9 protein-coding genes and 1 pseudogene are annotated in these 13,109 nt (G+C 46.0%); 4 read left to right on the forward strand and 6 right to left on the reverse strand.

Annotation, left to right across the window (positions count from 1 at the left end; genetic code table 11):
• Positions 1 to 83: 83 nt before the first annotated feature.
• The 4 genes and pseudogenes from QZ157_RS04210 to QZ157_RS04225 all read left to right on the forward strand — a co-directional run.
• Positions 84 to 734, forward strand: a pseudogene (locus QZ157_RS04210) (Plug domain-containing protein); the annotation flags it as partial.
• Positions 735 to 1,301: 567 nt separating this feature from the next.
• Complete coding sequence (locus QZ157_RS04215) at positions 1,302 to 3,335, forward strand: ATP-dependent helicase (protein ID WP_295142232.1); 2,034 nt, start codon at positions 1,302 to 1,304, stop codon at positions 3,333 to 3,335.
• Between the two features lie 120 nt (positions 3,336 to 3,455).
• Positions 3,456 to 4,544 carry a DegT/DnrJ/EryC1/StrS family aminotransferase gene (locus QZ157_RS04220; protein ID WP_295142235.1) on the forward strand — a complete coding sequence of 363 codons (1,089 nt, stop codon included), beginning with the start codon at positions 3,456 to 3,458 and terminating at the stop codon, positions 4,542 to 4,544.
• Positions 4,537 to 5,421, forward strand: coding sequence for a Gfo/Idh/MocA family oxidoreductase (locus QZ157_RS04225; protein WP_295142238.1), 885 nt, complete (start codon positions 4,537 to 4,539; stop codon positions 5,419 to 5,421). The genes QZ157_RS04220 and QZ157_RS04225 overlap by 8 nt, the downstream gene beginning before the upstream one ends.
• Positions 5,422 to 6,602: 1,181 nt before the next feature.
• Here QZ157_RS04225 and QZ157_RS04230 read toward each other — a convergent pair.
• From QZ157_RS04230 to QZ157_RS04255, 6 genes are all read right to left on the reverse strand, one after another.
• Complete coding sequence (locus QZ157_RS04230; RefSeq protein WP_295142240.1) at positions 6,603 to 7,493, reverse strand: NAD(P)H-dependent glycerol-3-phosphate dehydrogenase; 891 nt, start codon at positions 7,491 to 7,493, stop codon at positions 6,603 to 6,605.
• 538 nt (positions 7,494 to 8,031) lie between these two features.
• Complete coding sequence (gene gatB / locus QZ157_RS04235) at positions 8,032 to 9,453, reverse strand: Asp-tRNA(Asn)/Glu-tRNA(Gln) amidotransferase subunit GatB (RefSeq protein ID WP_295142242.1); 1,422 nt, start codon at positions 9,451 to 9,453, stop codon at positions 8,032 to 8,034.
• A 126-nt stretch (positions 9,454 to 9,579) separates the two neighbouring features.
• Positions 9,580 to 10,290 (reverse strand): F0F1 ATP synthase subunit A, encoded by a 711-nt coding sequence (locus QZ157_RS04240; RefSeq protein WP_295142244.1) that lies wholly within the window; start codon positions 10,288 to 10,290, stop codon positions 9,580 to 9,582.
• Positions 10,291 to 10,437: 147 nt separating this feature from the next.
• Positions 10,438 to 11,205, reverse strand: a complete 768-nt coding sequence (locus QZ157_RS04245; protein ID WP_295142247.1) for a TSUP family transporter — start codon at positions 11,203 to 11,205, stop codon at positions 10,438 to 10,440.
• A 446-nt stretch (positions 11,206 to 11,651) separates the two neighbouring features.
• Entirely contained in the window at positions 11,652 to 12,200 is a 549-nt protein-coding gene (locus tag QZ157_RS04250) for a superoxide dismutase family protein (protein WP_295142250.1), read from the reverse strand.
• A gap of 136 nt (positions 12,201 to 12,336) precedes the next feature.
• Positions 12,337 to 13,098 (reverse strand): TIGR02757 family protein, encoded by a 762-nt coding sequence (locus tag QZ157_RS04255; RefSeq protein ID WP_295142253.1) that lies wholly within the window; start codon positions 13,096 to 13,098, stop codon positions 12,337 to 12,339.
• Between the last annotated feature and the right edge of the window lie 11 nt (positions 13,099 to 13,109).

The following is a 13,109-nucleotide window of genomic DNA, read 5'->3' on the forward strand; positions in this document are numbered from 1 at the left end:
CGTATTAAGCAAATAAAATATAATATTCCGAATATAAAAATATAAAATAGAATATTTTTATAAAATTCTAATAAGGAGCTTAAATGAAAGGTAAAATTTCCCTTGCCGCGTGCGCCGCGTTGGCGGTATTTTCCGCTCAGGCAAACGCCGCCGAGGCTAGCGCGTCGCCCACCGCTAAAAGCGCAAATCAAGCAAATAGCGTTCAAAACGTCGAGCTTGGCGGCGTCGAGATAAACAGCGTCGGCGATAATATCAGCGAAAGCGGCATCAGCGAAGGATTTTTAACAAAAAACGTCCAGCAAGGCATGCTAGCGGGCAAAAAGGTCATAAATTTACCCTACCAAATCAACACCGTAAGCAAGGAGATAATAAACCACCAAGGCGTAACGGGCTACGAAGAGGCGGTTAAATTTTTCCCGTCCGCGCAAATTCAGATGCGTGGCGGCGCGACGGTCGGACGCCCGCAAACGCGCGGCTTTGAGGGCAGCGTCGTAGGAAATAGCTTCTGGGACGGCTTTTACACCATCTCGACGACTGCGATACCTATGGCGATGTTTGAGAGTTTCCAGGTGCAAAACGGCATCGCCGGCTCGCTTTACGGGGCGCAAAACCCGGTCGGCATTTTTAGCTACACCAGAAAGCGCCCGACCGAAAATCAGCAAACCGTTTGGGCGGACTACACTAGCCGCGCAAATTTCGGCCTAGGCTTTGATAGCTCTATGAAATTCGACAAATAGCGGCTCGTCTTTTTGGTTTATACTTCGTTGCTTTTAAATTCGGCTCGGTCACTACCGACAAGGTAGCTCCCGTCGCCAAATTTAAAATCGCCTCGTCTAAACGCAAAAATACTTCGCCTTGCCGTTTTACGTTCAAATTTGGAGTCAATGTTGACTAAATTTGCAAATTTGACTCAAAATTTTACTTGCCAAGACCAGTATCTTGAAAATGCTAAATTCGTTACACTTAAATTTAACTAAAAACCCATGACGCTTTGCATCAGCAAAGCTATGTCGCCGCATCTCGCGTGCAGTGGGGTTGGAGAGGGTTTCTGCGTCGCTACGCTAGCAGCTGCAAGCAGAGCGTAATTCAAGCCATCCCCCCCCTTAACAAAGAAGTAAAATTGTTTCAAGCAATGTATCAAATAAAGATTCGGGTCTGGGTGCGTCAAATTTGCATGCGTTTCAAATTTAAAATACAAAACCGCCGCGCGAGCAAAACAAACCATCCCTCCTCGCCGGCTCAAAATTTTATAAATTTAAGCCCGTTTGGGTATAATCTGCCCTTTTAAACGCGAGGAAAATATGCCCCTTTCAAAACTAAATCAAGAACAATACGCCGCCGCGACCGCTCCAGCAGGACACAATCTAGTTATAGCAAGTGCGGGCACCGGCAAAACCAGCACCATCGTCGCGCGCATCGCTCATCTGCTAAATTTAGGCGTAAAGCCCGAAAAAATCCTACTGCTAACCTTCACCAACAAGGCTGCGGCCGAGATGATCGAGCGATTAAACCGACATTTTGATAAAAAAATCACCTCGCGCATCACGGCTGGCACCTTTCACTCGGTTTCTTATTCGCTACTTAAATTTCTAGAAAAACCGGTCACGCTAAAGCAACCTAGCGAGCTAAAAACTCTACTAAAATCGCTCGTCGAGAGGCGTAAATTTAACCACCTAAGCGACGTTAAGCCTTATGGGGGCGCTTATCTTTACGACGCGTATTCGCTATTTCAAAATTTAGCCCTAAAGCAGACGTTTGGCGAATGGCTAAAAGAGCGAAGCGACGAGCAAGGCGTATATGCCGAGATTTACGAGGACGTTTTGCGCGAATTTGAGGAGGAAAAGAGCAAATTCGGCTATGCGGATTTTAACGACTTGCTTATCAAAATGCGTAACGAACTGAGAAAAGGCGCGCCGCTAAGATTTGAGGAAATTTTAGTCGACGAGTATCAGGACACAAACTCGCTGCAAGGCTCGCTAATCAGCGCCTTTGAGACGAAAAGCCTTTTTTGCGTCGGGGATTTTGACCAGAGTATTTACGCCTTTAACGGCGCAAACATCGAGATCATCGGCTCGTTTAAGGACCGCTTCGCAGACGCTAAAATTTACGCGCTAAACATCAACTACCGCAGCAGCTCCGCTATCCTAGCCCTTGCTAACAAGGTGATCGCAAACAACCCGCGCCTTTACGAAAAAAAGCTAGTCGTCGGCCGCGAGGGTAAATTTACCTCGCCAAAGCTGCTGGTTTATAGCGAGCTTTTCGACCAGTACGCAAACATCGCGCAGATCATCGCCGTTTCAAAATATAAACAAGAAAACATCGCCATCATCTTTCGCAACAACTCGAGCGCCGACGGCCTAGAAGTCGCGCTGCGAGAGCTTGGTATCGGCTCCAAGCGCAAGGGCGGCGTGAGCTTTTTTGAGAGCCGCGAGGTGCGCGCCGCGATGGACCTGCTAGGCATCCTTATAAATCCAAAAGACATCATGGCCTTTATCCACGTGTGCGAATACGCAAAAGGCGTCGGTGCGGCGCTTAGCAAGGAGATTTTTGAAGTACTAAGCAAGGTTGGACACGGCGACGTCGTGCGCGGATTTTTGCAGCCTGACGATAGCGTGGAGGCCTTTGCTAAAAAGACCAAAAACTACCAACTGGGGCTTTTTGACGAGCTTGACGAGGTCGGGGAGAAGTCGCGCTTTGCTAAATTTAACTTTTGCGAGGATTTTTTCGCGCACCCGATTTTAAAAATGCAAAAACTAAGCGAGAGCGGCGGGCAATTTTTGTATGAAATTTACAACTTTTTAAGCGCCGCCAAACGCCACTCGCGCCCGACCTCGCTGATAGAAGATCTCAAAAATAGCAAAATTTACGCTCTCATCGCCGATAGTCTTGCCACCAAGCGCGCCACGCAAAAAAACGGCAACATCGACGAAACGCTAAAAAAAGAGGCCCTCGAGCGCATCGCGGGCAAGCTTGAGGTGCTGGGCGAACTGGCCAAAAACTACTCGGAGGCGGAGAAATTTTATAACTTTATCACGCTAGGCAGCAGCGAGATGAGCAGCGGTGAAGGTGTAAATTTGCTAAGCGTGCACGCCTCAAAGGGGCTTGAGTTTGACCTCGTTTTCGTAGTCGATCTCGCGCAAAATCGCTTCCCAAACCTCAAACTCATGAGCATGGGCGGCTCGCTCGAGGAGGAGCGGCGACTCTTTTACGTCGCGGTCACAAGGGCGCGCGACGAGCTGATTTTAAGCTACGCCAAATACGACAAAATTAAAAAGATAAACTATCAGCCGAGTCGGTTTTTAATCGAGGCTGGGATGGCTAGCGAGGGGATTTAGACCCGTTTTTGTTGCGGATTTTTGCTTAAATTTAAGTCCAAAAAGCCCTAAAATACGAGTATTTTGATAAATTTAATAAATTTAGTAGTATAATTTTTAATCTTAAATCGAGGAAAATAAATGAAAATAAATTTTATAGATTTGCAAGGACAATACCGAAAATACAAAAATGAAATCGACGAGCAAATCGCGCAGACGCTAGATTCTAGCGCGTATATCGGCGGCCAAAAGGTCGCGCTGCTAGAGGAAAATTTAGCTCGCTTTAGCGGCGCAAAGCACGCCATAGCCTGCAGCAACGGCTCTAGCGCGATATTTGTCTCGCTTCTAGCTCTTGGTATCGGACGCGGCGACGAGGTCATCACGTCTCCTTTTACCTTTTTTGCGACCGCCGAGATGATAGCTTTAACGGGAGCTAAGCCCGTGTTCGTCGATATCGACGAAAAAACCTACAACATCGATCCAAACCTAATCCAAGCCGCAATCACGCCAAAAACCAAAGCCATAATGCCCGTCTCGCTTTTCGGTCAAATAGCCGATATGAAACGCATCAACCAAATCGCCGCGAAGCACGGCCTAACCGTCATCGAGGACGCGGCGCAAAGCTTTGGCGCGAAGCAAGAGGGCGCAAGGTCGTGCAGTCTATCAAAGCTAGCCACGACTTCGTTTTTCCCCGCTAAACCGCTTGGCTGCTACGGCGACGGCGGAGCGATATTTACGAGCGACGACGAGCTGGCGCAAAAGATAAAAATTTTACTAAATCACGGCTCAAAAGAGCGGTATTTCCATAGTGCTATCGGCATAAACGGCAGGCTAGACGCCATCCAAGCGGGCGTTTTAAACGTGAAGCTAAAATACTTTGACGACGAAATCGCGCGCCGCCAAGAGATCGCTGCACGCTACGGCCAAAACCTAAAAAACGTCGTAACGCCCTTTGTGGAAAGCGGAAATACGAGCGTCTGGGCTCAGTACTGCATCCGCGTAAAAGATAGAGCTAGGATGCTAGAAATCTGCGCGCAAAAAGGCGTGCCGACTGGAGTTTATTACCCGCTACCGTTACATTTGCAAGAGGTCTTTAAGGATCTTGGCTACAAAAAAGGCGATTTTGCCGTTAGTGAGCGCGTGAGCGAGGACATCATGGCGCTGCCGATGTCGGCGTTTTTGAGCGAGCAAGAGCAAGACTACGTGATAGAGGTTATCAATCATGCTTAAATTTGCCGTTATCGGCCTTGGCGTAATGGGTAAAAATCACGCCCGCGCCCTGAAAAACGTAGCGGACGCAAAGCTAGTCGCTACGTGCGATCCATTTGCTAGCGGGGATTTTTGCTGCAAGCATTACGGCGACTTAGATAAGATGCTAGAGAGCGAGGATTTGGACGCCGCCGTCATCGCGACGCCCACTTTTGCGCACAAAGACGCCGCGATAAAATGCGCGCAAAAAGGCGTAAATTTACTCATAGAAAAGCCCTTAGCCTCTAGCGCCCCTCAGGCGCGCGAGATAGCGGAGGCGGCTAAAAAGCTGGGTATAAAAGCGGCAGTCGGACACGTAGAGAGATTTAACCCCGCAGTCTGCGCGCTAAAAAACGAACTAGCCCAAAGGCGAATTTACGAGATTCATACGACTAGGATTTCGCCGTTTCCGACTCGTATCGGCGACGTGGGCGTGCTAGCCGACCTTGCCGTACACGATATAGATTTGATTAGATTTATTAGCGGAGAGGAGATTTTGAGCTCGCATATCCTAAAATCCCGCCGCATCCACGCTAGCTGCGAGGATAGCGCAAATTTAAGCTTCGAGCTTAGCGGTGGCGCTACGGCCTGCGCTAGGGTTTCGTGGCTATCGCCGTTTAAAAAGCGAACCATCGAAGTCGTCTGCGAGGGCGGCGTTTTCGAGGCGGATTTGATCTCGCAGGAGCTTAAATTTTATACAAATTTAGACGCGAACTCTTTTTCGCAAAAAACCTGCTTCGTAAAAAAAAGCGAAGCGCTAAGCGGCGAGCTAAATGCCTTTACCAGCCTGCTAAAAGGCCAAAATAGCGATATAGCGACGCTTGAAGACGGCATCAGAACGCTTGAGGTTATCTCGTAGCTTTACGTATCAAAACCTAAATTTAGCGGCAAATTGGATGATTAAAATTTGGCTAAATTAGGCACGAGTTTTCCGCCGCAAACGCTAAATTTAGGCTTATCTTAAAACTTGGCTTAGTTTAGACCCGCCGGTCAGACTAGAGCGCTACGTTTTTGCCGTATTTTTGGTTGCCGTTTGACCCAAAGCAAAGGCGCGGTAATTTTCTCCAGATTCTTGCTCCAAATATCGCTAAGCCTAAACCCCTAATCGCAAACTAGGCAAGCCTAGCAAACTCAAACGCAAGCTTGGCAAATTGTGCTAAGCCGCGATGATTTTATGTGGCTTGATTCCTTTGTGCCAAAGCTAAGGGCTACGGTGCGCTTATCATGCCTGCTCTGCAACGCGGCCAAAGCCAAAATGGCTACGACTTTTTAGCAAATAGTCGCGAGTACCCTACCAAATTTTCCCTAAACGCGTCGTATCGCCGCATCAAAAATATGCATTAGGCCGTTTTGGACTATTTATGCGCTCTTAAAATATTGCAATGATTGCGGCAATTTTAATTTTTTATGGATAACGCGCAAAATTTAGGCGAAATAGTACGGTTTTTACGGCGCTTTTGCTCTATAACGGTTTAACTTTGCCGTCTTTACGCAAGCCTTTTGTAAAAAATATTTAAAATACATTAGATTTGGTTTTTATATTTGCTCGTTTATAAGTGAGATTTGCCAGTATCAAGCCGCCCGCTCTAAAGCCCTTATAGGCCCGCGTCGTATCTTTAGGGTAAATGCGACGATATCAAGGACGAATTTTACAAAGCTAAATTTTAAATTTATGAGTTTAGTTGCCTCTCTTACGGCGAATAATTTAAGATTTTCTAAATTTGCTTTGAGATTTACCGTGGATTATACGTATATTTATTGCGCCGTATTTTGCTTTTACTCAAGCTTAGTAAAAGGATGGTTTTTAAATTTAGCAACGAAATTTTATTTATCAAGTACCGCTTTTACATACAGATTTTGCGCCGTAGATATCGCAAACTAACGGGCAATGCGGCATGCTGCCGCCAAAAAAGTTCTAAAACTTCATTTACCGCTAAGACCGGTTTTGTATACCCCGCAATCTTTGCGCCGGTTTCGTCATAGATGCAAACGCCAAAAACTGCATCCCGGATTTTAACGAAAAACGAGTAAGCCTAAATCTTACTTTTTGCTAAGCAGGTCTTTTAAGCTCTCCTGTACGTCTTTGCCGCGCAGCATCGCCGCGACCTCGTTTACTATCGGCGTATAGATGTCTTTGCTAGCGGCGATTTTCTCTATCGCGTACGAGGTATCCACGCCCTCTGCGACCTCGCCTAGATCGTTTAGGATTTTGTTAAGGCTCTCGTTTTTAGCAAGCCCTAAGCCCACTCGGTAGTTGCGCGAAAGCACCGATGAAGCCGTAAGGAAAAGATCGCCCGCCCCGCTAAGACCCAAAAAGGTCTGCTGCTGCGCGCCGAAATACTCGCCGAATCTCGCCATCTCGACGAGCCCGCGCGAAATGAGGCTAGCTCTAGCACTGTTGCCAAGCCCAAGCCCGTCGCAGATACCGCCCGCGATCGCGATGACGTTTTTATAGGCACCCGCAATCTCGGCACCGATAACGTCGCTGCTAGCGTAGGCTTTAATATTTCGCGGGAAAAGCCCTGAAATCTCGCGCGCAAGAGCTTCGTTTTTAGAATTTATAACTAGCGCGCACGGAAGGTCGTTTTGTATCTCTTTAGCAAAACTAGGGCCCGATAAAAAGGCCAAATTTGCCGCATCTACGTGCTGCTCGTAAATCTCGTCTAAAAAACGAAGGCTCGAGGTTTCGATGCCTTTTGAGGCGACTAAAATTTTCTGCCCAAAGTTTTTAAAATACTCTTTTAGCCAGCCGCTAACGGACTGCGAAGGTATGGCAACGACGAGCAGATCGCACTTTAGCGCCTCCTCTAGGCCGACAAAATGCGCGCCCTCAAGCTGTCTGCGCGAGCTGATAACGCAGTCGTTTTTTTGTGAAAGCGCGTGAAAAAGCGCGCTACCCCACTTCCCCGCTCCGATGATGGCTATTTTCATTTTTACTCTTTTTTGTGATTTACGTTTATTTTAGCTAAATTTGATCGGCTTACTTCGCTTTTAGCGAAATTTATCGCTAACTTTTTGTAAAAATTGATCCCATGTTCGCAGAAAGCGTTTTAAATTTATCGCTACCGACGTCAAAGAAAGTCGAAATTTAAAACTATCGCAAAGCAAATTTACCCTATTTATTCACGCCGCTAGCAGTCTTGCAAAGCTCGTTAAATTTAAACTCGGTTTAAAAGTTCAAATTTTGCCGATGCCGACTTTACGCAAAATAAAACGCGCTTAACATTTTTAATTTATCGGTTTGGGCGGCTTTGCGGCGCCGTATTTGATGGTTTAAAACCGCGCGAGGATAAATTCGAGAAATAAATTTTGATCCGTTTTTTGTCAAATTTAACCTTTCTGGCTCCTGCAAACTCATAAATTTAGCAAAAATTTAATTCCAAAAGCTTGCTTAAGCCAAATTTAGCGCAAAACGGTTGCGTCGGAAAAAACAAAATTTAAGCGCCGAAACGACGAAATAGAACAAAATTTACCCCAGTTTAGCCTTCAAAAGCTCATTTACTTTTGCAGGATTAAACGCACCTTTGCCCTCTTTCATCGTTTGTCCGACGAAAAATCCAAAAAGCTTGTCCTTGCCGCTTTTATACTCTGCGACCTTGTCGGCGTTCGCGCTTAAAATTTGATCTATTGTCGCTATGATGGCCGAGTCGTCGCTGACCTGCTTTAATCCTAATTTTTCGATGACGGCGTCTACGCTACCCTCGTTTTCCATGAGGTAGTCAAGCACTTCTTTTGCCGCCTTGGCGCTTATCGTGCCGTCTTCGATGCGGCGCAAAAGCTCTATCATCTTAGCCGAATTTACGGGCGACGTCTCGATCGTGGCGCCGTTTTTTAGACGACCCAAAAGCTCGACGATGAGCCATGTTACGGCAAGCTTAGGAGAGATATTAGCAGCGATTAGCTCTTCAAAATACCTCGCCGTCTCCACGCTACTAGTTAAAACTACGGCATCGTCCTCTTTGACGCCAAGCTCTCGCTCGTATCTAGCGACCTTTTGCTCGGCAAGCTCGGGGATATTGATCGCTTCGTTATACATCTCCTCTGGGATCTCGACTGGTAGTAGATCGGGATCAGGGAAATATCTATACTCGGCGCTATCTTCTTTGCCTCGCATCGAGCGCGTGACTAAATTTACTGTATCAAAAAGGCGAGTCTCTTGATAAACTTCCTCATCATATTTGCCGTCTTCCCACGCCGCGCTCTGACGCTCGACTTCGTAATCGATCGCTTTTTGGATAAATCTAAACGAATTTAAATTTTTAATCTCTACGCGGGTGTAGAGCTTGCTGTCGCCTTTTGGGCGGATGCTGACGTTGGCGTCGCAGCGAAAGCTTCCCTCTTGCATATTAGCGTCGCTGATGTTTAAAAATCGCAAAATCGAGTGCAGTTTTTTTAGATATGCAACCGCCTCGTCGGAGCTGCGCAGATCAGGCTCGCTCACGATCTCAAGCAGAGGCGTGCCGGCGCGGTTTAGATCGACTAGACTCTGTCCGCTCTCGTGGATATTTTTGCCCGCGTCTTCTTCAAGGTGCGCACGAGTGATGCCGATGCGCTTTTTCTCGCCGTTTACGTCGATAAAAAGCTCGCCTTTTTCTACTATCGGTATCTCAAACTGCGAAATTTGATAAGCTTTTGGAAGGTCCGGATAAAAGTAGTTTTTACGGTTAAAAACAGAGCGTTTATTTACAGTCGCATTTACCGCCGCACCGAAGCTTATCGCCTTTCTCACGGCTTCTTTATTTAATACCGGTAAAGCACCCGGTAGCGCCAGGCAGGTCGGACAAACGTGAGTATTTGCCTCATCGCCGAAGCTCGTGGAGCAAGAGCAGAAAATTTTAGTTTTTGTATTAAGCTGAGTATGAACCTCTAGCCCGATAACGACTTCAAACATAATTTGCCTTTTATTTAAAATTTAGGGCTTATTTTAGCAGGATTTTTATTTAAGTTAGATAAAAAGAAAAGGTTGCGCCCGCCGATTTTTAGCGTATTTTAGCTAGCGGACGCATAAATTTAAATTTTAGTGTTCCTCGTGGCTGATCAAAATTGCGCCGGCAAGATACACGTAAGTAAGAATCATAAAGATAAATGTCTGCAAGCACGCCATAAAGGTAAGCAAAACAAACGCAGGAAGCGGAGCTGCCCAAGGCGCTAGCGCAAGCACGACCAAAAGAAACAAATCATCGCCCTTGATGTTGCCAAAAAGCCTGAAAGAAAGCGATACTATGCGAGATAGATGCGAAACGACCTCAACGATAAACATTATCGGAGCTAGCCATTTGTTCGGTCCCATAAAGTGCGCAAAATACTTAATGATGCCGTTTTGTCTAATACCCTCAAAGTTGTAAAATATAAAAACAACGAGCGCCAAAGTAAGAGTCAAATTTAAGCTCGAAGTAGGAGCCTCAAATCCAGGTATTATGCCTATTATGTTACTCACGAATACGATCAAACCGATAGTGGCGACTAGCGGCAGATATTTTCTAGACAGCGCTTCGCTACCTAGCACGTCCTTGCCCATAGATACCACGCCCTCCAGATATGCCTCAAGCAAATTTTGAGAGCCGCGAGGCACTAGCTGCATATTTTTTGTAGCAAGTTTAGCAAAAAGCACTACGATAAGAGCGACAATAGCAAGATGTCCCGCATAATTTACCGCATGAATAACATGGTCGTTAGTCGTAAAAAAAGAAGCGATCCAACCCGTAAATAAAAACAAATTTTCTTGCATAGATTAACCTTGAATTTATAAATTTTAGACGCAATTTTATCTAAATAAACGTTAAAAGTTTTTTAAGTTTGCCCCAAATTTCGCCCGGTTTTTAGCTTTTTTACAAAATTTAGCCCAAATTTCGTCGCCGTTTTTTTAAAATCCTGCTCACGCGAAAAATCTATCGTAAACGAGCTTTAATATCGTCGCGCCCACGACGGCTAGAAATACGACTCTAACAAATTTAACGTCCTTTTTCATGACCATATTTGAACCGAAATACGCGCCCAAAACCTGCCCCGCGCCCATCAAAAGCCCTACCGCCCAAAGTATCTGTCCGCCCGCGATAAAAACGGCAAGAGAGACGATGTTGCTGGTAAAATTTAGGATTTTCGTATGCGCGACGGCTTTTTTCATATTTAGCCCGATGAGCGCAACCATCGCAAACGTCCAAAAACTGCCCGCTCCAGGCCCGAAAAATCCGTCGTAAAAGCCTAAAATTAGGCCAAATATCACGTAAAAGGCTCGTGCGTTCATTCGGGCAGCCCTATCCTCGTCGCCGACTTTTGGCATCAAAAGCGTATAAAGGAAAATCGCTATCAAACAAAACGGGATAATAATGCGCAAAAACTCGGCGCTCAAAAACAAAATAAGCACCGTGCCGACGCACGCGCCGATAAATGTAAAAACAATGCCGATAAAAACTTCGCGGAAATTTATCATGCCTTTTCGGGCGAAATTTAGCGCCGCCGTGAAGCTACCGAAAGTACCTTGGAGCTTGTTCGTCGCTAGCGCCACGTGAGGCGGTACGCCCATCGCCATGATCGTGGGTAGTGCGATCAGTCCACCGCCGCCCGCGATCGCGTCGACGAAGCCAGCCGCAAACGCCGCCGCAAAAAATATCAAATACGCTGTAACGCCGAAGTCAAAGTCCATTTTTACCCCTTCAAAAAACAAAATCATACTACGAAAAATTTAAAAATTTATAAAATTTGGCTTTTTGTTTTACTATGGTTAAAATTTAATAAAACTGCGAGTAATTTTTGCCAAGCAGGGTTAAATTTAGCAGTTTGGGTTGCGGCGTATTTTGTAAAATTTGCCGGTACAGTCGGCGATTTTATTTTGAAATTTTGGAACAAATTTCGTAAATTTAGATACCGAAATTTGAGTCAAATTTGATAAGGGTAAATTTGGCATAGTTTTTAAAATTTCATTTGTAAAACACGATGATAAAATTTATATTTAAAAAGTGTAGGTTTAAAAAGCAGGCTATCAAATTTAACGTCCAAAACGCCTTTAGAGCAAATTTAAATCACGTCAAATTTGAGTAAAAAAAGAAAAATCCGCCGACCGCCGAGCGCGGCAAATCGGCGAATGCGGGATTATTTTATAACGCCGCAAACCATTCTAGCGCCGCCGCCGCCAAGAGGCTTTGGATGGTCGCTGTGGTTATCGCCGCCGACGTGGATCATTAGCGAGTGGCCTTTTAGCTCGTCGATTGTTTTGATTTTTGGAGCTAGCACAGGATAAACCGCGTTACCCTCAGCATCAACGAAAAGCGCAGGTAAATCGCCCTTGTGGCCGCTGTCGTCCCATGCAAAAGAGTGTTTTTTAGTCTCAGCCGGATCCCAGTGACCGCCCGCTTTCATGCCTAGGCCTTTTTCATTTGCGCCGCAGTCAGCGTTTTGATGCACGTGAAATCCGTGCGCGCCGCCCTCAAGGCCTTTAAGATTCGGGAATAGCGCCACGCCGTAGTTAGTCTCGATCGCTACGACCTCGCCTACGACAGTGTTGCCCTTTTCGCTTAGTTGCTCCATAGTTACGACTAGGTGCTTGCCTGCCTTTGGATCAAAGGCTTTTTCCTCGTGCGCAAGGGCGCTAGTAGCCAGTAGATAGCCTAGAGCCGCGCTAGCTAAAACGATTTTTTTCATTTTTTCTCCTTAAAATGTAATTGCAAGGTAACTATAGCCTAAATTTGATTAATTTAGGCTTTAAATTTTCTTAAATTTAATGCGCCGCGATGCCTCAAATTTGCCGCCGTTTCGCGTAAAGCAAAACCCGTCAAATTTACTTTATCCAGCTTAAAATTTGCGCCAGTTCGCCGCTTTGACCGATGCGGTAGAGCGCAAAGTCGTATTTGATTGGGTCGGCTGGGTCAAATTCGCAAAGCTTGTCCGTTAGCTCGCGCACGGCTTTAAAATCATAGCTTTTGCGAGAGATTAAGCCCAAATTTAGCGAAACTCGGTGTGTGTGCACGTCAAGAGGCATGAGGAGCTCGCTTTTTGGCAGGCTTTTAAAGAGCCCAAGGTCGATGTCGCTATCTCGCACCATCCAGCGCAAAAACATATTGTAGCGTTTATACGGGCTTTGCGGCGCTTTTTCGTAAGGCTTGCCGAAAAAAAACTCATATCCCTCCGAGCGGTAAGGGTTTAGCGAGTAGATAAATTTAATAAGCTCGTTTATACCGTCTATCATCGAGCCGTTTTTCTCAAAGCCAGATCTCACCGCGCTTTCGATATCGCCGTGCTTTTTTAGGCGTGAAACGGTGATAAAAATCTGCCGCACGTCCTCGCAGCTTTGAAAGCGGTATTTGTGCCGCGTCAAATTTGAGATGATCTCCTCCTCGCTTTTATCCAGCAGCGAAAAGTCGAGCGAATTTAGAAAATTTACGATTAGCTTTGCGTTGCCGTAAGCAAAAAGCGCGCAGATGAGCGATATCTCGGGCGTTTTAAATTTGCTAGCGACTTGCAGCGGATCGGCTGCGGCAAACAAGTCCGCATGGGTATTTTTAGAGATTACGTTTTGATCTAGGAGGGTTTTTAAGTCCATTTTTAGCCTTT

Source organism: uncultured Campylobacter sp. (genome assembly GCF_905372745.1).
Classification (GTDB): domain Bacteria; phylum Campylobacterota; class Campylobacteria; order Campylobacterales; family Campylobacteraceae; genus Campylobacter_A.

What these genes read in the sequence shown, in the direction of transcription:
- QZ157_RS04215 (WP_295142232.1), top strand. Translation starts at nt 1,302, where the DNA reads ATGCCCCTTTCAAAACTAAATCAAGAACAATACGCCGCCGCGACCGCT.
- QZ157_RS04220 (WP_295142235.1), top strand. Translation starts at nt 3,456, where the DNA reads ATGAAAATAAATTTTATAGATTTGCAAGGACAATACCGAAAATACAAA.
- QZ157_RS04225 (WP_295142238.1), top strand. Translation starts at nt 4,537, where the DNA reads ATGCTTAAATTTGCCGTTATCGGCCTTGGCGTAATGGGTAAAAATCAC.
- QZ157_RS04230 (WP_295142240.1), bottom strand. Translation starts at nt 7,493, where the DNA reads ATGAAAATAGCCATCATCGGAGCGGGGAAGTGGGGTAGCGCGCTTTTT.
- gatB (WP_295142242.1), bottom strand. Translation starts at nt 9,453, where the DNA reads ATGTTTGAAGTCGTTATCGGGCTAGAGGTTCATACTCAGCTTAATACA.
- QZ157_RS04240 (WP_295142244.1), bottom strand. Translation starts at nt 10,290, where the DNA reads ATGCAAGAAAATTTGTTTTTATTTACGGGTTGGATCGCTTCTTTTTTT.
- QZ157_RS04245 (WP_295142247.1), bottom strand. Translation starts at nt 11,205, where the DNA reads ATGGACTTTGACTTCGGCGTTACAGCGTATTTGATATTTTTTGCGGCG.
- QZ157_RS04250 (WP_295142250.1), bottom strand. Translation starts at nt 12,200, where the DNA reads ATGAAAAAAATCGTTTTAGCTAGCGCGGCTCTAGGCTATCTACTGGCT.
- QZ157_RS04255 (WP_295142253.1), bottom strand. Translation starts at nt 13,098, where the DNA reads ATGGACTTAAAAACCCTCCTAGATCAAAACGTAATCTCTAAAAATACC.